This is a genomic window from uncultured Nostoc sp. (assembly GCF_937863485.1).
In the GTDB taxonomy this organism is placed as follows: domain Bacteria; phylum Cyanobacteriota; class Cyanobacteriia; order Cyanobacteriales; family Nostocaceae; genus Nostoc.
Window position 1 is genome coordinate 1 of the sequence record NZ_CALMFY010000054.1, and the last position, 22432, is coordinate 22432.

The 22432-nt window shown below is 41.2% G+C and carries 21 protein-coding genes, 1 tRNA gene and 3 pseudogenes; 15 read left to right on the plus strand and 10 right to left on the minus strand.

Annotated features, from left to right (window positions below; all coding sequences use genetic code 11):
- Positions 1-113 precede the first annotated feature (113 nt).
- Complete coding sequence (locus Q0541_RS07675) at positions 114-2474, plus strand: hypothetical protein (RefSeq protein ID WP_298907791.1); 2361 nt, start codon at positions 114-116, stop codon at positions 2472-2474.
- Positions 2475-2553: 79 nt separating this feature from the next.
- Here the strand turns inward: Q0541_RS07675 and Q0541_RS07680 are convergent, their stop codons facing one another.
- Positions 2554-2745 (minus strand): hypothetical protein, encoded by a 192-nt coding sequence (locus tag Q0541_RS07680; protein ID WP_298907794.1) that lies wholly within the window; start codon positions 2743-2745, stop codon positions 2554-2556.
- Between the two features lie 1170 nt (positions 2746-3915).
- Here Q0541_RS07680 and thrC point away from each other — a divergent pair.
- Genes thrC through Q0541_RS07695 form a run of 3 tightly spaced genes read left to right on the plus strand, consistent with a single transcriptional unit; the run spans position 3916 to position 5850 of the window.
- Positions 3916-5007: a threonine synthase gene (thrC, locus tag Q0541_RS07685; protein WP_298907796.1), complete on the plus strand. Its 1092-nt coding sequence runs from the start codon at positions 3916-3918 to the stop codon at positions 5005-5007.
- A 34-nt stretch (positions 5008-5041) separates the two neighbouring features.
- The gene (locus tag Q0541_RS07690; protein WP_298907798.1) at positions 5042-5230 is read left to right on the plus strand and encodes a hypothetical protein; all 189 of its coding nucleotides are present in this window, start codon (positions 5042-5044) and stop codon (positions 5228-5230) included.
- 29 nt (positions 5231-5259) lie between these two features.
- The gene (locus tag Q0541_RS07695) at positions 5260-5850 is read left to right on the plus strand and encodes a chromophore lyase CpcT/CpeT (RefSeq protein WP_298907800.1); all 591 of its coding nucleotides are present in this window, start codon (positions 5260-5262) and stop codon (positions 5848-5850) included.
- Positions 5851-6673: 823 nt separating this feature from the next.
- On the opposite strand, the gene Q0541_RS07700 is transcribed toward Q0541_RS07695, so the two are convergent.
- Positions 6674-7408 (minus strand): hypothetical protein, encoded by a 735-nt coding sequence (locus Q0541_RS07700; protein WP_298907802.1) that lies wholly within the window; start codon positions 7406-7408, stop codon positions 6674-6676.
- Between the two features lie 250 nt (positions 7409-7658).
- The gene (locus Q0541_RS07705) at positions 7659-8861 is read right to left on the minus strand and encodes a tyrosine-type recombinase/integrase (protein WP_298907805.1); all 1203 of its coding nucleotides are present in this window, start codon (positions 8859-8861) and stop codon (positions 7659-7661) included.
- A 94-nt stretch (positions 8862-8955) separates the two neighbouring features.
- On the opposite strand from Q0541_RS07705, the gene Q0541_RS07710 reads away from it, so the two are divergent.
- From Q0541_RS07710 to Q0541_RS07740, 7 genes and pseudogenes are all read left to right on the plus strand, one after another.
- Positions 8956-9026: transfer RNA gene (locus tag Q0541_RS07710), tRNA-Cys, on the plus strand.
- Between the two features lie 199 nt (positions 9027-9225).
- Positions 9226-9726 (plus strand): hypothetical protein, encoded by a 501-nt coding sequence (locus tag Q0541_RS07715; RefSeq protein WP_298907807.1) that lies wholly within the window; start codon positions 9226-9228, stop codon positions 9724-9726.
- Positions 9727-10065: 339 nt separating this feature from the next.
- Positions 10066-10935 (plus strand): inositol monophosphatase family protein, encoded by an 870-nt coding sequence (locus Q0541_RS07720; protein ID WP_298907809.1) that lies wholly within the window; start codon positions 10066-10068, stop codon positions 10933-10935.
- A gap of 50 nt (positions 10936-10985) precedes the next feature.
- A complete protein-coding gene (locus Q0541_RS07725; RefSeq protein ID WP_298907811.1) occupies positions 10986-11966 on the plus strand; it encodes a 2-dehydropantoate 2-reductase in 981 nt (326 codons plus the stop codon).
- 619 nt (positions 11967-12585) lie between these two features.
- Positions 12586-14073, plus strand: a complete 1488-nt coding sequence (locus Q0541_RS07730; protein ID WP_298907812.1) for an ABC transporter permease subunit — start codon at positions 12586-12588, stop codon at positions 14071-14073.
- Positions 14066-14800: an amino acid ABC transporter ATP-binding protein gene (locus tag Q0541_RS07735; RefSeq protein ID WP_298907813.1), complete on the plus strand. Its 735-nt coding sequence runs from the start codon at positions 14066-14068 to the stop codon at positions 14798-14800. Before Q0541_RS07730 ends, Q0541_RS07735 begins: the two co-directional genes overlap by 8 nt.
- A gap of 155 nt (positions 14801-14955) precedes the next feature.
- Positions 14956-15148, plus strand: a pseudogene (locus Q0541_RS07740) (ISKra4 family transposase); the annotation flags it as partial.
- A gap of 26 nt (positions 15149-15174) precedes the next feature.
- Here Q0541_RS07740 and Q0541_RS07745 read toward each other — a convergent pair.
- Positions 15175-15548, minus strand: a pseudogene (locus Q0541_RS07745) (transposase family protein); the annotation flags it as partial.
- 122 nt (positions 15549-15670) lie between these two features.
- Here Q0541_RS07745 and Q0541_RS07750 point away from each other — a divergent pair.
- The 3 genes and pseudogenes from Q0541_RS07750 to Q0541_RS07760 all read left to right on the plus strand — a co-directional run bounded on the left by Q0541_RS07750 (position 15671) and on the right by Q0541_RS07760 (position 18397).
- Positions 15671-16849: a GNAT family N-acetyltransferase gene (locus tag Q0541_RS07750; RefSeq protein WP_298907814.1), complete on the plus strand. Its 1179-nt coding sequence runs from the start codon at positions 15671-15673 to the stop codon at positions 16847-16849.
- 194 nt (positions 16850-17043) lie between these two features.
- Positions 17044-17229: pseudogene (locus tag Q0541_RS07755) on the plus strand (ISKra4 family transposase); the annotation flags it as partial.
- 493 nt (positions 17230-17722) lie between these two features.
- Positions 17723-18397 (plus strand): hypothetical protein, encoded by a 675-nt coding sequence (locus Q0541_RS07760; RefSeq protein WP_298907816.1) that lies wholly within the window; start codon positions 17723-17725, stop codon positions 18395-18397.
- A gap of 102 nt (positions 18398-18499) precedes the next feature.
- On the opposite strand, the gene Q0541_RS07765 is transcribed toward Q0541_RS07760, so the two are convergent.
- The 3 genes from Q0541_RS07765 to Q0541_RS07775 all read right to left on the minus strand — a co-directional run bounded on the left by Q0541_RS07765 (position 18500) and on the right by Q0541_RS07775 (position 19709).
- Positions 18500-18694, minus strand: a complete 195-nt coding sequence (locus Q0541_RS07765) for a hypothetical protein (protein ID WP_298907819.1) — start codon at positions 18692-18694, stop codon at positions 18500-18502.
- A gap of 335 nt (positions 18695-19029) precedes the next feature.
- Positions 19030-19473, minus strand: a complete 444-nt coding sequence (locus Q0541_RS07770) for a type II toxin-antitoxin system PemK/MazF family toxin (RefSeq protein WP_298907821.1) — start codon at positions 19471-19473, stop codon at positions 19030-19032.
- Positions 19467-19709, minus strand: coding sequence for an AbrB/MazE/SpoVT family DNA-binding domain-containing protein (locus Q0541_RS07775; protein WP_298907823.1), 243 nt, complete (start codon positions 19707-19709; stop codon positions 19467-19469). The genes Q0541_RS07770 and Q0541_RS07775 overlap by 7 nt, the downstream gene beginning before the upstream one ends.
- 203 nt (positions 19710-19912) lie before the next feature.
- On the opposite strand from Q0541_RS07775, the gene Q0541_RS07780 reads away from it, so the two are divergent.
- Positions 19913-20539: an NAD(P)H-dependent oxidoreductase gene (locus Q0541_RS07780; protein ID WP_298907825.1), complete on the plus strand. Its 627-nt coding sequence runs from the start codon at positions 19913-19915 to the stop codon at positions 20537-20539.
- A 5-nt stretch (positions 20540-20544) separates the two neighbouring features.
- On the opposite strand, the gene Q0541_RS07785 is transcribed toward Q0541_RS07780, so the two are convergent.
- From Q0541_RS07785 to Q0541_RS07795, 3 genes are all read right to left on the minus strand, one after another.
- Positions 20545-20916 carry a TSUP family transporter gene (locus tag Q0541_RS07785; protein ID WP_298907828.1) on the minus strand — a complete coding sequence of 124 codons (372 nt, stop codon included), beginning with the start codon at positions 20914-20916 and terminating at the stop codon, positions 20545-20547.
- Positions 20917-20940: 24 nt separating this feature from the next.
- Entirely contained in the window at positions 20941-21906 is a 966-nt protein-coding gene (locus Q0541_RS07790; protein ID WP_298907830.1) for an acetamidase/formamidase family protein, read from the minus strand.
- A 135-nt stretch (positions 21907-22041) separates the two neighbouring features.
- On the minus strand, positions 22042-22380 hold the full coding sequence (locus tag Q0541_RS07795) for a type II toxin-antitoxin system PemK/MazF family toxin (RefSeq protein ID WP_298907833.1): 339 nt from the start codon (positions 22378-22380) through the stop codon (positions 22042-22044).
- Between the last annotated feature and the right edge of the window lie 52 nt (positions 22381-22432).

Below are 22432 nucleotides of genomic sequence, written 5' to 3' on the forward strand. Positions count from 1 at the left end.
ATTAATACCCAATACAACTCTTGGAGAGGCTGCGCCGCTACGCTCAGGACAAGCTCAGTACAAGTGCCCAATGCCCAAAAATATCCACTGGATTGATTGATTGAAATACTAATATGGCAAACCGCTCACGCAAGCTGACGCCAAAAGCCTCTAAACGAAATAAACCTCATGCAGGCGCGATGAAACGCATCGCCAAAAAACCCCAGAAAAAGCTCAAACGGGGAAGTTGGTTGTCGTCAACGCTAGCGATCGCAATTCTGTTGAGTAGTGCTAGTCTAATTATGGCTTTTGCCTGGATTAGCGTTCTCTTCATCTTCAATCCAGACCAGGTAAGCTGGCTAAATAAAATTTTACCCGCATGGGCACAAATCCCCCTTGGTAACCACGAACACCCTCAAACTCTCAAACAAATTCAACTCAATTTGAGTAAAGAAAACAAAATATTTGGGGAAACTCTGCCTTTACATCAGGATGCAAAAAACTCATTTTTACTGCCAGTCTTTCAACAGCGTGCTAATTGTCAATCTGATTGTAAACAACTTGTGGAACTCAGGGTTTACCAGCGCTCAGAAGAGTTAGAGTTTAAATCTCAGTCAGAAAATTACTACTATTTAGCAACTCAATTACCTGTAACTGGGCCAGAAGAATCCTTTGTGATTTCTCCCTTACTTGATGGGACATCAGAACCCCAAGATATCAGCATTCCCCTACCTTTAACTAAAGTGCAACGCTTTGACGGTAGGACACCATCATCAGGGGTTTGGTTTAATTTACGGGGTCAACGCCAACAAGGAACTGGTGCGTTCGCCTACGGTGACATCGTATACTACAATCCAGAACGCACGAATTTACTACAAATGTTGTCTTGGACTAGTCCTAACGGACAATTGCCTAAATGGCAACAGGTAACTGGTGATGGTACAAAAGAGTTAGTTGTTGATCAAACTATAGGTTTAGAACCTTACTTACAGGTTTACCAAGTCAAACCTCTGAAGTTATTCCTCAAACCAATTCAATTGGAGGCAATTACTCTCCAATCACCAGCCCTCAAGGATTCTGCATACCAAAATGCCTTATCAATTGCCCGTAGTGGACTGTGGACACCAGCCTTTGAATGGTTGAAATTCATCAAAAAACAACGCAAAGGAGTTTTGCCAGCAGTGGCGCAAGCGCAAATGGATTTGATTCGCTTGCATTCCCAACTTACTAAAATCCAAGCTGATAAAAATTGGGCAAGTCCTAGTCAAGAAGTGTTAGCAGATTTGATTGATGGTCGTTGGGGGAAAGCTTTACAGGTGTTTGAAGCGTCGCCACATAATGCCCAAGAAATTGCTACTTTACTCAAAGCTGATAAAAAACGGTTGTGGAATCGCACAGCGGCGGCGTTGCGGGTAAACCCAAATAGACTAGAGGTGCAAGCTTGGTTCGCTTTGATTTTAGCAGTTCAGCAGGGAGAGGAACATGCTAATTCCTGGTTAAAGGCGCAACCAAAAATTACAAAAGATAATTTTGCCTATATTCAAGGTCTGTTAGCAAGACTCAATAATCAGGGTACAAAGTCGCAAATATCCTCTACTCACCCTAGTCAAATTGTCGGTACAGTGCAACCAATTACTCAAGTTACCAGCACCGAATGGCTGCAACCAAATTCCCCAGCGAACCTGAAACTAACAGATAACCAAGTTTGGTATCAGGTAGAGGTGAGTGCTTTTCATGACGGGAAACGCTGGCTAAATTCCCCCTTTGAGAATTTGAACCCACCCAAAACTGACGCCGCCAAATTTTTCTGGAAAACTTTGGGAATCACTTCTGACCCTGAAATCCAGATTGTGGTCTGGTTGCCAAATGGAGAACAACAAATTACTATAGCCGCTATCAAAGCGGTGCAACTACGGGGTAAAGTTTTGCGCCTATTAGCTGCTGGCCCAAAAACTCCAGAGAATCAAAACGATGTTCTTCAACCCAAACCTTTAGCCTTAACAAATGCAGCACTGGAATGGGTGCAACCATCTCCAATAACTTTACAAGAACTGCATCAACAAAATCCCCAAGGGGTCAAGGTAATGTTATCAACTGTGTGGCAATCTTTACAACAATCTGGTGAAGTTCCGGCTGGTGCTATTCCTAGCTTTGAACAGATGCAGGAAAAGTTGGGTGATTGGCCCGTTCAAGTGATTGATTTAACAAATAACGCTCAACCAGAAATAATACTGACTATCTCAGCAGCAGCAATCGCATCCTTGAATCAGCCTACATCTGGAATTCAGAGGAAAAACACAGAGCAACACCGTGATCGGACTATAATTTTGTCTGATCGTAATGAAGTCATTTACACTGATTTTACAGGAAATTACTTCCAAAGGCTCTCTGCGATCGCCAAGCTTTCAGGCGTGAAATCCTTAGCTTTATTAGTAGAAAATGCTCATAACTACAGTTTGAGACGCTGGTCAGAGAAAAATCAGCGCTTTGAATAGCACACCTTTTACTCAAATTTACCCTTTCTCAAATTTAAATTAGAGAGGGGAAAAGCGATCGCTTTTCTACTAAACTGATTTATTCTTTTTGGTTATTGTCGGCTAGACGTTGGTGCTTCAGGTTTTCCAACTGCTGCAAAAGGGAGTCTACCTCTGCTTGTAAATGCATAAACTTAGCTTGCTGATCGTCTTGATAATAAGACTTGGTTAACTTACTGACCCAGTTAGTCTGAGACTCGCGATCGGAAACACTAGATAAACAAGTAGACATCGCTAATTAAATCCACAACTTAACTCACACCATTAGAAATATTATAATAATTCTCTTTTAAGCTTTATTACAATATTGTATATTTTCAATCAATTACTCTAATGGATTTTAGGTTCAATCATAAGAGACGGTGATCATAATGGCTGTGTTCCAAAGAAAACATTGCCCCAAGTATGCAAAGCTTCCGTCCACTCGACGGTACTTAGCAATACTTAATTTATAACCTGTCAATTCAATTATGGTTGTATTAATTATTGTCGCTGTTACCTGGTAATTTACGTAAGAAACTAGATGTAGACTATATCAAGAATTACGCCAAATTATGAAAAGATGTAGGGTGCAGCAATGCTCATTGGTGTCAACTTAAGCTCAAATACGCAATTTACCTTAGTTTTAGATCCCCCAATCCCCTTAAAAAGGGGGCAAAAGATTCTAGTTCCCCCCCTTTTTAAGGTTACTGTGTACACACAAGTCGATACCCAAATTCCTGACTAAAACGGTTATCTGGAAAAAACATGCTATTGCTTATCATGATTGTGTGTGTAAGTCCTCTTTGGTCTATTACAGGATTTCCTTGAATATCAACAACGCAATACTGTCCTGTTTGGCGGGATATTTCGCCCGGTCTGTAAATTTTCACGGTTTCCATAATATAGTTACGAAAATGAGCGCAGTTATGATAACATAAAACTGTAAATAAAGCAAGTTTTTAATTGCTTCAAACAATCAGTTGTTTTTATCATTTTGATACTTTTAAAAAATGGCTTTTATCTATTGTAGATATCTAGACTGAAAATGACTCGTTCGCTGAAGGGACGCACGCATCAAAAGTGCCTTTCTACGGGAAGAATAAGTGTTTCAGAGAGTTATTACGTAAGTCCGATAGATTTGTCTATCATTTTTCACCCCGTCAGCATCCCCAGGCTAATTCATTAAACCGAAGGTCGCCGTTGCGGTCTATGATAAACTGACATTCAAAATAAAATAAAAATGGCAAGTCAAACGCCTGCACCAAAAAAAATAATATTTTTACATATTCTTTTGGAATTAGGGGACTCTTAACTCTTAACTGGCAACGAAAAATTCACTTTCTTCCTCTTTCCGATTCTGCCCTTCCCTATGCCATCCTCTCTAAATATCCAATCCTTACATTAAGAAATATTAAATACTGTGACTTTGAGCCTGTCTGTTGCTAAATCTCATCGCCAACCCTGGCCCGGACTGATAGAAGCCTATCGCGAATACTTGCCTGTCAGCGAAAAAACACCGATTGTGACTCTGTTGGAGGGAAACACACCCCTAATACCAGTGCCAGCGATCGCAGAACGTATTGGCAGACAAGTGCGGGTTTTTGTAAAATATGACGGTCTGAATCCCACCGGCAGCTTCAAAGACCGGGGGATGACTCTGGCAATTTCCAAAGCCAAGGAAGCAGGGGCAAAAGCAGTAATTTGTGCCAGCACCGGCAATACTTCAGCCGCCGCCGCCGCTTACGCAACGCGTGGGGGCATGAATACCTTCGTACTAATTCCCGACGGTTATGTGGCGTTGGGCAAGTTAGCCCAAGCATTAGTGTACGGTGCAGAAGTATTAGCAATTAAAGGTAATTTTGACCAAGCCCTAGAAATTGTCCGCGAGATGGCCGAAAGCTATCCGGTCACTTTGGTAAATTCGGTCAATCCCTACCGTCTAGAAGGGCAGAAAACAGCAGCCTTTGAAATTGTCGATGTGCTGGGTGATGCGCCAGACTGGCTGTGTATCCCCGTGGGTAATGCAGGGAATATCACAGCATATTGGATGGGATTTTGTCAATATCATCAAGATGGGAAGTGCGATCGCCTACCCCGGATGATGGGATTCCAAGCCGCAGGTGCAGCCCCCTTAGTACACGGTCAGCCAGTGGCAGATCCCGAAACCCTAGCCACAGCAATTCGCATTGGCAACCCTGCTAGTTGGGAGTTAGCTGTTGCAGCGCAAACCGCAAGTCAGGGAAATTTTCACGCTGTTACCGATGCAGAAATTCTCGACGCTTATCGACTTTTGGCAGGATCAGAAGGTATCTTCTGCGAACCTGCTAGCGCCGCTTCTGTAGCCGGGTTGTTGCAGGTGAAAGACCAAATTCCTACAGGGGCGACAGTGGTTTGTGTCCTCACAGGGAATGGTCTAAAAGACCCAGATACAGCCATTAAACACAATCACAGTCAATTTAAACAGGGTATTGCAGCAAAACTGGGCGCAGTAGCGGAGGCAATGGGATTTTAAGCACTCTGGAACTAAGAGCGATCGTAATATCTAATTGAAAAATTGCGTAGGCATATCCCTGCGGGGAAGCAAGCTACGCGCAGCGTCTCGTAGAGAAGCCCACCGTAACCTTCCCTACGGGACACTAGGGGCGAACGGGATCTTGCTAGGCGTAGCAGACGCACCAGAAGCGATCGCAGCCAGGATTTTTCAGTCTGGTAAGTGTCAAAATAATCTTAGATAATTTTTAAGCAACTACTTGATCATCTTGTAATGACTCATTCTACTGATATCGCCACTTTAGCCCGCTTGATGGCAGCTGACTTTAGCAATCAAGAACAAGCTTTTGAAAATCCGCCTTTTTATGCCCACATTCGCGTGTGTATCCGTCCCCTTCCCTTGGAATTGTTCTCAGGGGTAAGTTTGTTTCTCGAACAAGCTTACGATTTTATGCTCAATCAACCCTACCGAATGCGGGTAATGAAGTTGATTCCGGCAGAAAACCACATTGTTATTGAACACTACACAGTTAAAGAAGAACAAAAATTTTATGGCGCATCTCGTGACCCCGAACGTTTAAAAGTTTTATCCCTTGACCAATTGGAAAAAATGTCAGGTTGCAACATGGTTGTAGAGTGGACAGGTCATAGCTTCAAAGGCAGGGTTGAACCTGGTAAAGGCTGCATTGTACTTCGTGACGGCAAAAATACTTATCTGGATAACGAATTTGAGATTGACGCTAAAGAATTTTTCAGCCTCGACCGGGGAAGGGATTTAGACACTGATGAACGTCTGTGGGGTTCTATCGCCGGGCCATTTCACTTTGTTCGCTGGGGTAATTTTGCCGATGAAGTGAAGGTGTAACAAGTGACCTTGAGGAGTGAATTAAAACTTATAACTCATTTGTTGTTTCTATAAGGTAGGAGGAAAGAGGATTTTAGCCTAGTCAATATACACATAGTTTGGTTTTATTTGCTGATAGCTATTTGTGTATATTATGTATCGGCTATGACATATTAATGCTATTAAGGGAAGCTCAGGAAGAACCTGGAAACAACCCAGGATGTTACAAATAACCTTGGTGATTTGTTTTTATGGATAAATAAATATACATCATCAGAAATCCAGGCAGACTCCAGAGCTTCCATTAATCTGCTAAGGGTTGTTGGGCTATGGTCAACCTCCTTAGCGATCGCCTAAAGACTACCAGAAACATCCAGTTAACCCACTATCTCTACCTCAGAATCCTATGCTATCATGGGTTAACTAGCGCCCTATGGCTACTGAATGGCTACTAAGATAGCTTAGGAACATTAAAGTAGTTCACGGAATCCTGCTGTGGCGGCATAGCCAAGTGGTAAGGCAGAGGTTTGCATAGCGGTATAGTCTTGCTCTGAGAAGCGCATAGTAAGCTTTTCTGTTGTCCTTGCCATCTTGTTGTCTCCTATCTGCTTACCTATACTTTGTAGATGTTTGTTGTTTAACCATAGAATAGGCATTTCAGCCGCTTAAGCGGGTATAAATGGTACTAGATGGTAAAGATGTACCCATTGATATAAGACAAGACATAGAGGGTAGGGGGCTGGTAGGCTAGGTAAATGAGCTAACACACCCCTAAGCATGATAAAGCCCTTTCAAGGTCATCCTGGGAGGGCTAAATAGTGGGTATTGCTTCAATATTCCTTAGCTAGGTTACAACCTCTGCTACTGGTTGCATTACCCATCGCTGTCTAGTTGTATCCTCTGGCAACCAAGAGGACTTATCAGGGTCTACCTTAGCTGTTATTGCTGCTAACCTATTGAGCCTGGTTGTAGATAGTGTTTGTAGATAGTTATTTAGCACAGCTAACCTACCTTTCTCTGTCTTAGCGGTTGACTGCGCTAATATTTTCTCCCTTAACCTATCTAATAGTTGCCCAGTGGTTAGTATATTACTGGGGTCTAAGGCAGTAGTAACTAGGTTAGTATCTTGGGTAGTATCTAAGTTAATAACTTCAGTAGTAGCTATAGGTAGTATAGTAGATAGTAGCTGAGTACTACTTTCCTCTGTAACTGGCTCTAGGTCTATATTTGAGGTAGTACTAGCCTGGGTAGTAGCTAAAGTAGTAACTAAGTATTCAACCTCTTCCCTAATGGCTAGGTTATCCTTAGTTAGGGTGTTAAAAGCCTCCCACAGTTTGCTGTACTCATTAGCAGCATCCAGGGTAGTAACATAGGTAGTATCTAAGGTAGTAGCTTGAGTAGTATCTATAGGTAGTAACTGGGTAGTATCCTCTGGTAGGTTAATAGCAGCAAGGATAAGCTGCTTACAGAAACCTGATAATGATAGGTTAGCTTTATCAGCTAGCTGCTTAATGAGCTTACCCTCATTAGGAGTTACTACCACTTGAATGCGCTCTGAATATTGCTTAGGTTTAGCCATTGTCTTATCTCTCTAGCTGGACTACTACCTACTATACTACTTATAGCTACTACCTATTGTCAAGGCTAGCTACTACTTATAGATACTACCATTCAAAGTCTTGCTGTACTGGAAGTCTAGCAGTTATATACTACTTACATACTACTTATGGCTACTACCTTAGATACTACCCATTAAAATACCCTCTAGTGTGGTACTAAGAGGGTAGTATTGTCATATTTTATACTTTTATCCTGTATCTCAAAACTCCTTACAGTTCAGGTAACTCCTGCACTATTATATTGCCAGCATAATGCTGTAGGGTTACTGTGGGACTATTGCCCACTAGTTTAGCTACTTGGCTGACTGTATAGCCCTCAAGTAGCATTAGGGTGATGAAGGTGTGCCTAGTGTTGTATGGGCATCTGTAGCGGTCGATAGTGCCTGAGTCTATCAAACCTTGCATCACTCCTCTGTATGTCTTAGACCCTGACTTACATCCTTGCCATACTTGAGTGCTAAACTTACTGGCATTCATTAAGCCACCTTTTGGACTAGTAAATACTGAGGCATCCTTAGCAACATCTATAGGCTTTATAGATAGCAATAGCGCCCTTAGCTTGGCATTACAAGGGAACTTTCTAGCCTTACCAGTTTTAGTACACTTTCTAACCCTTAGACCGCTATCATAGGACTCACAGAAGGTTATCTGGCTACAGTCAGCGCTGATATGTTGCCATTGTAAGGCTATTGCCTCACCCGGTCTACACCCAGTCCAGAATAAGAACTTGACATAGGGTGCATAATGGACTCTAGTCTCCTCAAATGCCTTAATGATGATATTCATCTCCTCCCTGGTAAATGGGTCAATAGCATCTAAGTCATGTTTAGGTAGCTTAATATCCTCTGACATACCCACAAATGGGTTACTCTTAACCATACCAGAGGCTACAGCCCATTTACAGCAAGCAGATAGGTAGGTTAGCACCCGCTTTGCAGCATTAGGTGATAGGGTAGCTAATAAATGGTCTCTAATAGCTATTGACTGGCTTAAGTCCTTAGTAGGTAAAGCAGCAATATGTTTAGTATACTTTCTTCTATAGTCTCTTAGGTAAGTAGTACTTGCTAGCTGTGGCTGCATATACTCACAATATTTATCCCATAGAGCGCCTAAGTCTTGCTGAGGTTGATGAGGTTTGACTATGGTTAGCTGTGGTCTGTTGTAGCCCTCTAGTCTATCCTTGTAGCGCTCTAAAGTGCAGTCAAACTGTCCGGTAGCTATTTCCTCATCCATTAGCGCGGCTAGACTTCTTAGCTGTTTTCTGTTATAGTCAGATGCATCTAAACCAGTCATCATGTACCTGCTCTGACCTTCCTGTGTCAGCATGGTAGGCAACCTAAGCCTGAGTTTACCTCTATGGTCTTCTATGCCTACTGTACCTCTGGCTTGTCTAGTTCTTGGGGACTGTACCATGTTAAGCTACCCTATAACCTTTACCTTACCGAATGGTAGCTAAATGGTAGCTAAGAGTCAAGAGGATAGCTCAAAATAAGTCTACATAAGCTGTGGCGGCATAGCCAAGTGGTAAGGCAGAGGTCTGCAAAACCTCCATCCCCGGTTCAAATCCGGGTGCCGCCTTTAAATAAATACAAATACAGGGCTTCTAAGTCCTTTTTTAATGGGAGTTGTAGGGCTTCTTTCCAGAGCATTTCGAGATTTTTGGGGTAATTTTGGGTAGTTTGGGGAAACAACTGGGGTAAAACTGGGGTAAACATGTAAGGCAAAGGTCTGGGGTAAACTGGAAGGATAAAGGTGTTTACCCCAGTTAATTAACCTTATGGAATCTCAAAAATCTCAAAGTATTGCCCGTCGGGGTTCAGTGCAGATAAAGAACTCTAACGGCAGTCTCCAATTAGTTTTTTCTCATCCTATTATTACTCCAACTGGAGAGCTAAAAACCAAGCGTTTCTATCTTTCAATAAGGCACAACGATACACTTATTGGAAGACATCAAGCATCGGCTTTGGCGACAAAAATCCAGAGGGATATTGACTATGGAGAATTTGATGCCAGTTTAGTTAAGTACAAACCAGCAGCGTCATTAAGCACCGTTACCCCAATTACCCCGATTCCTCCTTCAGTTAACCCCCAACCAGACTTGGGAGAATTATGGAAAAAATACACTGAATTTAAAAAACCACAGATTAGTCCTTCGACTTACGCTGTTGACTATCGAAAATATCGCAATCACATCGCCAGTTTCCCCACTAAAACCTTGGATGATGCGATCGCAATTCGAGCTATTAATTTGAATCTGTTGTCTGAGTCTGTAGACTAGGCTGTTGACTTTGAGTATTTTGAGTCAATTTCCAAGAAAATTATTTATGCTACTTTTATATGTCGGAAAGCGTTTGGAACAGCCGCTTTTCCATAAAAATAGGCGACACATTTTTTGCATGAAGTCTTATGGAATATAGGGTTCAGAGTAAACAGTCTAAATGAGGTGCGTATCCTCTGATAAAAATGGCTATGTCCCTATAGGCTCTTTAAGACACACAGATTAGAATAATATAGCAACGGTGGTATCATTGCATCCAAATGATACCGTAATTTTGTCTAGATATAGAATTCTATCGCCCTGCCAACGGTAGATTATTTCTGAAAGGAGTTTGCTGCAATGTCTACAACACCAACTACCCGACTAATTTTGGAGACTTTACTTCCCCATCTCAAAGTAGCAGCAGCTTATGCCAATTTTCTTCAACCAAAAATTGCTGCACTTCCGGCTAAAGAACAAGGCAAAAACTTTTTTGCTGCTGCCCTTACTGATGCAGATGTGGCTATTCAAAATCTAATAGAAGTAGTATTACTGGCCACTTTTCCAGAGATTCGCTTTTTTGGGGAAGAGTATGAAAGTTCTAACAACACCAAGTATTTTCGCGCTACCGAACTAGGTTCAGAAGGTGATTACTTAGTCACACTCGACCCGATTGATGGCACGAAGTTTTACATGGATGGACATTCTAATTACCAAATTATTCTCAGTATTCTAAATTCGGATGACTTTGAAGCAGTACTCGCCATTTCCCCTGCCCAAAATGTTTATTTTTACGCTTTTAGAGGCGAAGGTGCTTTTAAAGGGACGCTAGAGATGAGCTTAGAAGCCTGTGCCCCATTACACATAACATCTGCCAAACCTTCTATTTTGTTGGGATGGGGAATGAATTCTGTCGCACCTTTACTAAAAGATCAATATAAAGTAATTGATATAGCGACTGATTACTCTAGTGATATTCAAATTCCCAATCTCAATGGTATTCTCAGTGGCGACTTGAGTGGAGCAGTCATCAAATCGGGCAAATTTATTGATAGTGCTGGACTTGCTTTTATTGCGAAAGAGGCTGGCTGGATTGTAACTACTCTGGACGGTTCGACTTTACCGCCACTGCATACTTGTCAAAATTATAGCCTGCCTGGATTGATCGTAGCTGCCTCAAAATCTGTTCATCAAGACCTACTGAAAGCGATGCAAAGCGTAGCTGTTTGATGTAAAAGCAACTGGATACCGTCTTCCACGACTCATATTCTTTTGACAAAATGAAAATCTGTATTGTTGGCGCGGGTGCGATCGGTGGATATTTAGGGGCGAAATTGGCACTGGCTGGGGAAGCAGTGACGCTGATCGCTCGTGGTTCTCATTTGGAGGCAATTCAAAAAAATGGGTTGAAGTTGATCATGGCAGATGGTTCCAGCCAAATTGCTACTCCATTTCTGGCAACTAGCGATATCCAGTCAGCAGGGACGCAAGATGTAGTAATTTTAACTGTCAAGGCTCACAGTGTGCCTGCGATCGCACCTCTTCTACCTGCACTCTACAATCCTCATACAATGGTGGTAACAGCCCAAAATGGCGTTCCTTGGTGGTACTTTCGCAAGTATGGCGGTGAGTATGAAGGTACGCGGATTCAATCTGTTGATCCAGATGGGATTATTGAAGCTAGTATCGGTGCTGAACGCGCCATCGGTTGTGTTGTTTACCCGGCAACTGAGATAATTGAACCAGGTGTGATCAAACATATTGAAGGCGATCGCTTTACTCTGGGTGAAATCGACGGCACTAAAACAGAACGCATCCAATTATTGGCGCAGACTTTAAAACAAGCAGGATTTAAAGCACCAATCCGCAATCAGATTCGCACTGAAATTTGGATCAAGTTGTGGGGAAATGTCGCGTTTAATCCCATCAGTGCCTTGACTGGTGCTACTTTAGAGGATATTTGCCGTTATCCCCTCACTCGTGAATTAGCACTGCAAATGATGACAGAAACTCAAGCGATCGCTGAAAATTTGGGTATTAAGTTTGGCATTACTTTGGAACAGCGAATTAATGGGGCAGAAAATGTTGGTGCCCACAAAACCTCAATGTTACAAGATATTGAAGCTGGACGCTCCACGGAGATAGACGCTATTGTTGGCGCAGTGGCAGAATTGGGAAAACTCACTCAAATTCCCACACCTTATATTGATGCGATCTATGCCAGCGTCAAGCTGCTGGAGGCGACCAAAGTGAGAATTTGACAGTCCCGAAGTTTTCATGGGATTAAGCAGAGATGTTACCTGATAATAATGGATATTAGAATTTTTCCCTGCTCCATGTCATCTGATGTCCTGTAAATTACTTGTGATTCCTGCGTGACCTTTCCCCTAAATCTTTCCCTACTAGGGCTACCATGTACACAAAAGTCTTTTAGAGTTGCTGCGTAACATAGCGTTAATTTTTACAGGTCAATGCATTGGCATTGTCAGTCAATGCATTGGCATTGTCAGTCGATGCATTGGCATTGTAGGTCAATGCATTGGCATTGTCAGTTGATACATTAGCATTGTAAGTCGATGCATTGGCATTGTCAGTCGATACATTGGCATTGCAAGTTTATACATTGGCATTGTCAGTCGATGCATTGGCATTGTCAGTCGATGCATTGGCATTGCAGAGCAAGATGTGGGGCAGCTTTAGAAGACTTGTGTGTACACTGTAGCCTACTAAAGGAGAGAAGCAAATCTGTAGCTCTAGCTATAAGCGGGGTGAGGTACTTTTCTTATGGGCAATTCAGCGGACATGATATCACAGATATTATCTGCTCGATTGATGTGACAGTTTAAGGTGCAGAATAGAGTTTATATACTTATCAAGTGCATGAAGAAAAAGAAAGTATGGCTATTAAAGATACTGGTTGTAGCAGTAGTAATCAGCATTATCACAGGACATAGTAATTCTCTAAAAGCTGTTTCATCTTTAGGTAAAGACACGCTGACGATAATTACTTCCCCAGATTATCCTCCTTATGAGTTTTATGATACGAAAGGAGGCGATCGCCAAATCGTTGGCTTTGATATAGATATTGCCAAGACCCTTGCTGAAAAACTAGGGTTTAAACTTCAAATAATGGAATCCGATTTTAATGGATTAATTCCTGCACTCCAAGCAAATCGCGCTGACTTTGTAATGGCTGGGATGACTCCAACTCCAGAACGTCAGAAAAATGTTGATTTTTCAATTATTTATTACGAAGCTAAAGATACGATTGTCGCTCCTAAAGGTAGCAACTTGAAGCAACCCCAAAACTTATTAGGAAAAAAAGTTGGGGTGCAACTAGGAACGATACAAGAACAAAATGCCCAGAAAATTGCTAAAAAAGTTGCGGGTATTCAGCTAAAGCAACTCAACAAAGTCCCGGAAGTAGTTCAAGAAATCAAATCTGGACGAATTGATGCAGCAATTGTTGAGGATACCGTCGCTAAAGGATTCGCCCAAGCTAACCCAGATTTAGAATTTAATATTATTCCCTCAGAGGAGGCAAGTGGATCAGCGATCGCTTTTCCCAAAGGTTCTTCTTTTGTAGAACCGTTTAACAAAGTCCTCCAACAAATGAAGGACGATGGCACATTGAATAAACTTGTAGCCAAGTGGTTTTCACAGAACACTACCGCCAATCCTGCATCCTCAACTCCTGCCAAAGGTGGATTGAATCTCGACTTCACCAGAATTCTTCCAGACATTCCCTTTATTCTTCGGGGAATCCCTTTAACTTTGTTGTTTACGCTATTATCTGTATCTTTGGGGTTAATCTGGGGAACAATCCTGTCTCTATTAAAAATTATCGGCATCAAGCCGCTTACCTGGGTTGCTAACGTTTACACCTCTGTTTTTCGAGGCACACCTTTGTTATTACAGTTGGCGTTAGTTTACTACGCAACACCCCAGCTTACAGGCTATGACATTTCAGCATTACAGGCAGGGGTGCTAACTTTTACCCTGAATTCTGGTGCTTATATGTCAGAAACTATCAGGGGTGGGATTCAGGCGGTGGATAAAGGGCAAAGTGAAGCGGCGATGTCTATGGGTGTTCCCTATTGGTTGATGATGTGGGATGTGATTTTGCCCCAAGCATTAAAGAACATTCTCCCAGCATTGGTAAATGAAACTATCGGACTGCTCAAAGATTCCGCGCTGGTGTCAACGATTGGGGTAGTGGAAATATTACGCAGCGCCCAAATCGTTGGTGCAAATAAGTATATTTATTTTGAACCACTGCTATTTGCAGGATTAATCTACTATGTTTTGGTAATGGGTATGACCTTGGGTGCATCCGCTTTAGAAAGGAGGTTACGGGAAAGTGAGTAATGTAGTAATTCGCACGGAATTCTTATCTAAATCCTTTGGCAAACTCGACGTACTCAAAGATATTTCTACTGAGTTTTACCAGGGGGAAGTAGTTGCTATATTAGGCCCTTCTGGTTCAGGTAAATCTACCTTTTTACGATGCATAAACTTGCTAGAACAACCCACTAGAGGAAGAATCTACTTTCACGAGCAAGAAATTACCAAACCCAAAGCAAACATCGCTAAGGTGCGCCAGCAGTTGGGGATGGTATTTCAACATTTTAATTTGTTTCCCCACATGAGTGTGCTGCAAAATGTCACCTATGCACCGATAAAGGTGAAAGGAATAAACAAGCAAAAAGCAGAAGAACATGGCTTAGAATTGCTTGCTAAGGTAGGTTTAGAGTCAAAAGTGTCTGTCTATCCGTCCAAACTATCCGGGGGACAGAAACAGCGAGTAGCGATCGCCCGTGCATTAGCAATGGAACCTGAGATGATTTTGTTTGATGAACCCACCTCTGCCTTAGATCCAGAAATGGTCAAAGATGTATTGGAAGTGATGAAAGCTTTAGCGCTATCTGGAATGACAATGGCGATCGTTACCCATGAAATGGGCTTTGCAAAAGAAGTTGCTAATCGGATTATGTTCCTCGATCAGGGAAGTTTAGCAGAAGATGCTACTCCTAACGAGTTTTTCCAAAATCCTCAGTGCGATCGCGCTAAACAGTTCTTGGAAAAAATGCTTTAGAACAATTGGAATTCGCCGCTGGGAGCATCCCAGTTTTTTGCAAAGAGGGCGAAAATGAGGCAGGATAATTAAGATGAGTATATTTATCCAGCGATGACCCCAGAACAAAAGCAAGCTCTTCAAAAACATGTTCAAGCGATGCCTGCGGCGGGCTACGCCTACGCATCATCAATTACGAATACTATCAAGCTGAACAAAGAAAGTTCGATTGGTTTTGGATCGGTTGAATCTGCCGTTAAACAGGTTGACCGTCGAACTAAGATTTCTGGAGCGCAATGGAAACGAGAAAATGTGCCTCAAGTCCTTGCCCATCGCTGTGCCTATCTCAATGGATTATTGTCGGTTTGAGCCACTTCAAAAAGTGAGATGCTCCCAATTAAATCTTCTTCAGATGACATTTTCCACAATTCTTTTTTCCCCGGCAGACTAAAATTTCTTGACTTAATTAAAATATTTTCAATTTTAAAAACTATTCGACAAACCGTAGATTCCGAAAGCCCAAATTCTAATCCAATATGGTAATAAGTGCGGTATTCTCCGGAGGCGGAGCGTCTCCGGCTCCGCTCCAATATTGAAGAACCATTAAAACTTGGTCTTCAATAATTATTTTAGGACGACGACTGGGTTTCTTTTTCTTTTGAGCGTCAGCTTTTACTAACCCAACCATTAGCTCAAAGGTTTTACGGTTTACCCCAGTCATGCGCTTAAATTTTCTCGCAGTAAGCTGTTTAGCTTTCTCTATTTTCACTGCTCCTCAAAGTCCTAATTGCAAATTGCCAAACTTTCAATCATACCACAAAACACTTTTGCAAGAGTTCTTGTGAGAAATCCGGATATATAATAGCGTTAACACAATCAAAATTCTTAACTATGGAAAAATTAAAAGTACAGATTGTTGAAAACCTTGAAGAACTCAAGCTCCATGCAGACAGTTGGAATCAGCTTGCTTTTGAAGCTCCTCAACAGTTACCAATGACATCCTATGCATGGATATCATCATATTTTGAACACTATGTGAAAGTTGACGAATCATGGTTTTGTGTATTTGCTTATAACGATTCGGAGCTAGTAGGTGTTCTGCCGCTAATTGTAACTCCACAAAGGTTCTTTGGATTCAATTTTTCGTTCTTAGTTATACGTAAGTCTTCGCAATCATGTTCGCTTGATATTGTAGCCGCATTGGGAATTGAAAATATAGTTATTCCAGTCCTTATTGATGCTGCGAAACAATTTTCTCCCCATCATCTGGGTATGGTATTTAACCGTTTACCGGAGAATTCACCTACTATCGCTGCTTTAGAAGGGATGTCAGATATTCTCCTCATTAAAGAGCTTGATTGGATGATGGGAGCTAACTTAAAAATAACTGGCTGTTTTGATGAATATCGAGAAACCCTCAGTGGTAATTTAAGGAGTACTATCAAAAGGTCGGGAAAGAAACTCTATCAATTAGAAGGGGTGAAAACTATCTTCCTCAAAGGAAGCGATGCCACTGAAAAATATTTACCTCAATTAATAGAAGTGGAAGCTGCCAGTTGGAAAGGAACTAGAGGAAGCTCAATTGCAAATTCATCAACAGATATATCATTTTTCACAAATCTTACACGGCGACTATCAGAAGCTGGTTGGCTTGAATGGCAATTACTTGAAGTTAAAGGTAAGACAATTGCGATCAATTTAGCGATTAAGTTGAAGCGTTCAACCATTATTTGGAAGCTGGCTTATGATGAGAGTTATTCCAAATTTTCTCCTGGCACTATACTTTTTGAACAAGTAGTTAAATCAGCCTATGCGGATAAAGTTGACGAGATTAATCTAGTTAGTGATTTTTCTTGGTACGACAATTGGAAGATGGATAAACGCCCACACTATACTATAAAAGTATATTCGCATCAACCTATTTCTTTGATGTTTGGATTCCTGCCTGCATATGTCCTCAAAAAGCTTAAAGTGCTTAAAAGACGATTTGCAAAGCAGTATAAAATTTTTAGTGCGATCGCTATTAAAGCGGGCGCAAAGCGCCCGCGCGAAAAAAGCAATGTTACTTAATCTCTGCCCAATTTAGAATCGGATATTCGTTCATTGGTGGGGAGCATCCCAATGGCAGCATCCCAGTTTTTTGCAAAGAGGGCAAAAATGAGTCAGGATAAGTAAAACGAGTGTATTTATCTAGCGATGACTCCAGAACAAAAGTAAGCACTTCAAGAACATATTCAGGCGATGCCTGCGGCGGGCTACGCCTACGCATCATCAACTATCAATATCATCAAGCTGAACAAATTTGTTCAATTGGTTCTGGTTCGGTTGAATCTGCCGTTAAACAGGTTGACCGTCGAACCAAGATTTCCGGGGCACAATGGAAACGAGAAAATGTGCCTCAAGTCCTTGTCCATCGCTGTACCTACCTTAATGGATTATTGTCGGTTTGAGCCACTTCAAAAACTGAGATGCTCCCTTCGCCACTTTTATCGTATTGCTGAAACTTTTTAATTTCAAAAAATCATGTTTTTAACATACAAGTATTGTGTTGTTACAAAATAAATAAAGGTTTCGGGAATATTTATTAATATATTGCTCAACTTCTTTATCAAAAATTTATATAAAATTTCTATGTCATTATGGTACGTTTTTTGTAGTGTTTCTTGTCAAACCAATAGTAAAAAGAAAAAACATATTTGTGTTGATCCTACAGGTCTTTCACATTTGTTCTGTTGCTTTAACTTTTTAAAGGTTCAGATTAAGCTTGCGTCACTACTTATCTAGGGATTGCTAATCAAGTTTGTTAAGGTTCATAACCGATACTACGATAAATTTAGAGATCAGAAGTTCTAGATTCTGACTCCTGGATTTAACGAAAGAATAGGCATTCGGGATATTTTTTGCGAAATTGCGTTTATTCATTCAATAATTCAAGGTTTATTCATGAAACTTCAAATATTCCCTGTATTGCTTGCGATGGTGACTTGTTCATCCATTCCCTTAGTGTTTGCAGTCTCATCCGCTCAGGCTGCTGATTTTGCATTCAGCGCGAATTTTAGCAATGGATATTCAGCCGAAGGTTCGTTTACAACTAAAACTGATGCTCCGGCTTCTTTTTCAGAAATTAGTGCAGACTATATTCCATTTTCAACTCAATTTTTGGAATCTCAGTCGCTATCCATTTTCGACTCCACCAATACACTTCTTCAAAGTGGTAGTTCGGTTATAAACGGCATTTCAAATGATGAGTTTTTGCGTTTGGATTACGATAACTCTCTAACTGCTAACCTTCCAGCATTAGATGTCAGCACCGATACACCTAGTCAGAACCCGTACTACTTCATCTCCAATAGCGTTGATGCCAGCGGAAACCCTGTTGCATCTGGTAGCACTAATTACAACCTATTTTTGTTTGACAAAATTACTGACAAATCTACTTTCTTAGGTGACACAACTAGCATTAAGGCAACTAGCATTAAGGCAACACCCGTCCCTGAATCTTCTTCAGTAATCAGTTCACTGGCAGTTGCTGCTTTTGGTTTTGGTTTTGCTTTTAAACGGAAGCTGAATAACAGGACTGCATCAAACTGTCCCCCAACCAATGTTGCTGTTATCTAGTCAGTCGTGAATCGTTCTGAACCACCAAACCCAAATATGAGTATCAAGTACAATCATTGCAAAACCTCCCAGTCTTCTAAGGCGACGGGTTCTGTAGAGTCGTCATAACACTATGGCTGTGTGTTGTGCAAAAGATAAGGTATTTGTATCTAATTGGGGTTTCGGTGCTGCTTGGTGCTGTGGAGTATTAGTTTCCAGAATAATCACTTCCACAGCATCGCCGGCATGAAAGGGTAAACCCCGCAGCATCAGAGTTTCATCTTCAGTTAAAACGACTTCTATCTTGTGAACGTTCATATTTCGACTCTAAAAGCAGGGTTTTCAGTCTTTACTATGATTAGTGTAATTATGTAATTTTGTAATTAAATGCAAATTTCACTTAGAGAAAGTTTGTAAAGAAAATCTAAAGGTAGCAAATAGCGATCGCCTGAACTGTTTAATCCTTCCCATTCAACCTAAGATCCAGGATAAACAATAATGCTTCCGACTTCAACTTACAACTTATTAATTAGTTGGTGGAAGTCAGAAGTCAGGAGTTGGAAGTAGAGCGAGAAATGCTGCGTCGAGTAATGCATCAACTCACGTTGCAATTAAAGTTGCGTTCGCGCTTATAAATTTAAATAAAATTAGTTTTATAAAATCAATGTTTCGAGTTTTGCCTGTACTTCTTCTATTAAATCTTGTGAAACACTTTCAACAATTTTTACCTTTCTAGCTTTCCAATCGAGTGTTTTAATTTGGTCGGCTAACACAACTCCTTTTGTTTGCATTTCTTTAACAAGTGGAACTTCAAAACTAAGCCCTTTTGCCTTGCTGGTTATAGGACACGCTAAAACTAAAGAAGCCATTCGATTGTATTGAATTGGAGATATAACAAGAACAGGGCGGTAGCCCATTTGTTCCCGCCCTTGTTGTTGTAGTTCATTGTTCATTGTTCTAGCAATGTCATCAAATGACATTCCTGATGTGTAGAGGGCAAATGCACGCTGAATTGAATCAACCGTAAACTGCTGTGTTGCTCCAAATTCTAATTTGATAATATCTCCTCTTTTAGGAAAGTATGGATTAACTACCAATCTTCATTCCCCAAAGCGTTTCCAGTTTCAAATTCAGGATGAAATTTATCAGGAGTCATACCTTCAAGCAACTCATCAAGGGTATACTTTTTTCTTTTTTGTGGTGTAATTATAATATTGTTACCTTCCACACTAAGCTCTATACCTGTCCCTTCGGTTATATCTGCTTGTTGGGCGATCGCTCTTGGAATCCGAATAGCTAAACTATTTCCCCATTTAGCAACAACTGCCGTCATAGCTATCTCCAAATATTTTGTTAGTGATCTACACGCCCGAACTTCAGATTTTCGGAGTGAAACACTTTTAAAAACTTTGTCTGACGTATATACTTTGAAGATACAGGTTTGATTAGCGGGTGTCAACACCCGCTTGTAAGCTAAGAGGGAATGTATAAAGAAAATCTAAAGGTAGCAAATAGCGATCGCCTGAAAACAGGATAATGCAGCTGAACAGGTTAATTCTTCCCATTCAACCTAGAACTATGGCATCTACACCCAAAATCCTCGCCTTTGCTGGCAGCACCCGGATTGATTCTTACAACAAAAAATTGGTAAAAATTGCGGCGACTGGCGCGAAGGCAGCAGGCGCAGAAGTGACTTATATAGACCTCCGCGATTTGCCCTTACCTCTTTTTGATGAAAATTTGGAAGCTCAAGAAGGAATACCTGCCAACGCCCGCACTTTTAAGGACTTGATGATTTCTCATCAAGGATTGCTGATTGCTTCGCCTGAATATAACAGTTCCCTTACAGCAGTTTTGAAGAACGCCATTGACTGGGCATCTCGTCCATATCCAAATGAAGCGCCTTTGGCTTTGACTGCTTTTGTAGGTAAAGTTGCTAGCATTATGAGCGCTTCCCCAGGCGCTCTTGGTGGTCTGCGGGGGTTAGTTCACCTGCGGTCTATCTTGGGAAACATGAAAGTTTTGGTACTTCCCGATCAGGTAGCCGTACCCAAAGCTTATGAGGCCTTTAATGCTGATGACACGTTAAAAGATCCTAAACAGCAGCAATCTATTGAAAAGCTAGGCGATGGCTTAACAAAGATATTGCTGAAGCTTAATTAAAGTCTTTAATTTGACAGTAAATAACGAATACCTATCATTAACACAAAGATGCCATACAGCTTTTTCATTAACTCGGTGCTAATAAACGGCTGATTTGCAAACAATGCCCCGAAGAAGTTACCCACGATTAAACCAACTGCAATAATCAGGGCATATTTGATATTAAGATTACCGTTGCGGTGGTAAACTAAGGCTGCTAAGATGCCGATTGGCAAAATTTGAGCAGCCACAGAAGTTCCTGTAGCTAACTTCTGATCCAAACCAATTACTAATACCATTGCCGGAATCATAATCGCGCCGCCACCAATACCAAACATCCCGCCAGCAACGCCAGAAACTAAACCGATTAACAACAGTTGAATAAAGATATTAGACATAAAAAATGGTAGCTAAATTGCAAATTATAAATTAATATTTTGGGAAAAGATTGATTTTGGTAGCATTCCATGTACACCTTTTTGAGGACTGTTCACAACTTGAGTGATATGAAAATTCACAGCTAAACTACACAAGACATAAGCATCTTCTGGCGACAAATTTATGAAGCGTTTCAGAAAATCAATCATGTTTTTTAAAGCCAGTTCTAAGGCTTCATCTAAGGTTTGAGCAAAGCCCATTGTGATGATATGAGTTGGAGTTTCGGCAATTGGTGTTGTCAGTTGCAAATCCTTACGAAGTTTGAGGGTAATTCTACCGTTCATCGAAGTTTCAATGGCGGTAACATTTACTTCGCCGTCTCCCTGTGCAGAATGTCCATCACCAATAGAAAATAATCCACCTGGTACAAAAATTGGCAAAAATAAACGAGAACCAGCTTGCAGTTCCCGATTGTCAATATTACCACCGTAAGAACCTGGTGGGACAGAAGTTCGAGAGGTTTCTGGAGTAGCTACACCAAGAATTCCAAAAAACGGTTTCAGGGGAATTTTTATGCCAGCACCCGCCGGAAATTCAGCGATATTATTTGCTAAATCTAGAGGAATGAATCTTAAAGCAGGTTCAGGAAACTGATGTGGTAAAGCTCCCCAACCTGGACGAATGGCATTGAAGCCGACGGGTAAACGAGGTGCGATCGCATCTAATTGTACTTCTAAAACATCCCCTGGTTCGGCATCGCGCACATAAATCGGCCCTGTGAGTAAATGCGGCCCCCCAGCAATTTTGCGTTCTGGGAGAAGATTTTGGCAGATGTCGAGAAATTCTGGTGTAACAAACTCAGGTGGTGCTTTGTCATAAACGTAGTAACCAGTATAAGTTTCCACATCAACCGTATCACCTGAATTAATAGTGAGTGCTGGTTCTAGCAGATGGGAGAAACCACCTAAATGCACAGTTTCTTTTGAGGCTTTTAAAATGTAGTGAGTCATCGCTGTTTTGTTTTTAGTTGTGTATAATACAGGAGCAAGTCGCATAGGCGGGTTAAGAGACTTGAGCATACTGGTGTACCATTGGTAGGGATATAGCAATATTCCCTAACGCGTCTTGCATCAAAGAGAGAACCGCTATGTTAATAACTTGCACAGAATTTTAGCAATCAAATCTTGCATATCCGATGACAATGTACCCAGTTCACGCTGAATCACCGATTTACGAACTGTCATCAAATGATCCAGCCTAATAGTCGATGGTTTATTTAACCCACTGGCAACAAAATCAGGATGATTGATATCCAATACAATGTCCGTTTCCATTAAATCAGATGGAATCTTACTCGTGATGAAAGCAAGGATAACATGTTTGTAAGATCCCACTGAATTAGTCAAGCAAATGGCTGGACGCAATTTAATAGCTGATAAATCATCGAATGGGAAAGGTACGAGGACAATTTTACCCTTAGTCATTGAATGGCTTTCCATCGGCTAAGGTGTAAATATCTTCTTCAGGATCTTTTAG

Excerpts from the sequence above, each read along its gene's own strand:
- Q0541_RS07675 (WP_298907791.1), top strand. The coding sequence starts at position 114 with ATGGCAAACCGCTCACGCAAGCTGACGCCAAAAGCCTCTAAACGAAAT.
- Q0541_RS07680 (WP_298907794.1), bottom strand. The coding sequence starts at position 2,745 with ATGTCTACTTGTTTATCTAGTGTTTCCGATCGCGAGTCTCAGACTAAC.
- Q0541_RS07695 (WP_298907800.1), top strand. The coding sequence starts at position 5,260 with ATGACTCATTCTACTGATATCGCCACTTTAGCCCGCTTGATGGCAGCT.
- Q0541_RS07700 (WP_298907802.1), bottom strand. The coding sequence starts at position 7,408 with ATGGCTAAACCTAAGCAATATTCAGAGCGCATTCAAGTGGTAGTAACT.
- Q0541_RS07705 (WP_298907805.1), bottom strand. The coding sequence starts at position 8,861 with ATGGTACAGTCCCCAAGAACTAGACAAGCCAGAGGTACAGTAGGCATA.
- Q0541_RS07715 (WP_298907807.1), top strand. The coding sequence starts at position 9,226 with ATGGAATCTCAAAAATCTCAAAGTATTGCCCGTCGGGGTTCAGTGCAG.
- Q0541_RS07720 (WP_298907809.1), top strand. The coding sequence starts at position 10,066 with ATGTCTACAACACCAACTACCCGACTAATTTTGGAGACTTTACTTCCC.
- Q0541_RS07725 (WP_298907811.1), top strand. The coding sequence starts at position 10,986 with ATGAAAATCTGTATTGTTGGCGCGGGTGCGATCGGTGGATATTTAGGG.
- Q0541_RS07730 (WP_298907812.1), top strand. The coding sequence starts at position 12,586 with ATGAAGAAAAAGAAAGTATGGCTATTAAAGATACTGGTTGTAGCAGTA.
- Q0541_RS07750 (WP_298907814.1), top strand. The coding sequence starts at position 15,671 with ATGGAAAAATTAAAAGTACAGATTGTTGAAAACCTTGAAGAACTCAAG.
- Q0541_RS07760 (WP_298907816.1), top strand. The coding sequence starts at position 17,723 with ATGAAACTTCAAATATTCCCTGTATTGCTTGCGATGGTGACTTGTTCA.
- Q0541_RS07765 (WP_298907819.1), bottom strand. The coding sequence starts at position 18,694 with ATGAACGTTCACAAGATAGAAGTCGTTTTAACTGAAGATGAAACTCTG.
- Q0541_RS07775 (WP_298907823.1), bottom strand. The coding sequence starts at position 19,709 with ATGACGGCAGTTGTTGCTAAATGGGGAAATAGTTTAGCTATTCGGATT.
- Q0541_RS07780 (WP_298907825.1), top strand. The coding sequence starts at position 19,913 with ATGCAGCTGAACAGGTTAATTCTTCCCATTCAACCTAGAACTATGGCA.
- Q0541_RS07785 (WP_298907828.1), bottom strand. The coding sequence starts at position 20,916 with ATGTCTAATATCTTTATTCAACTGTTGTTAATCGGTTTAGTTTCTGGC.
- Q0541_RS07790 (WP_298907830.1), bottom strand. The coding sequence starts at position 21,906 with ATGACTCACTACATTTTAAAAGCCTCAAAAGAAACTGTGCATTTAGGT.
- Q0541_RS07795 (WP_298907833.1), bottom strand. The coding sequence starts at position 22,380 with ATGACTAAGGGTAAAATTGTCCTCGTACCTTTCCCATTCGATGATTTA.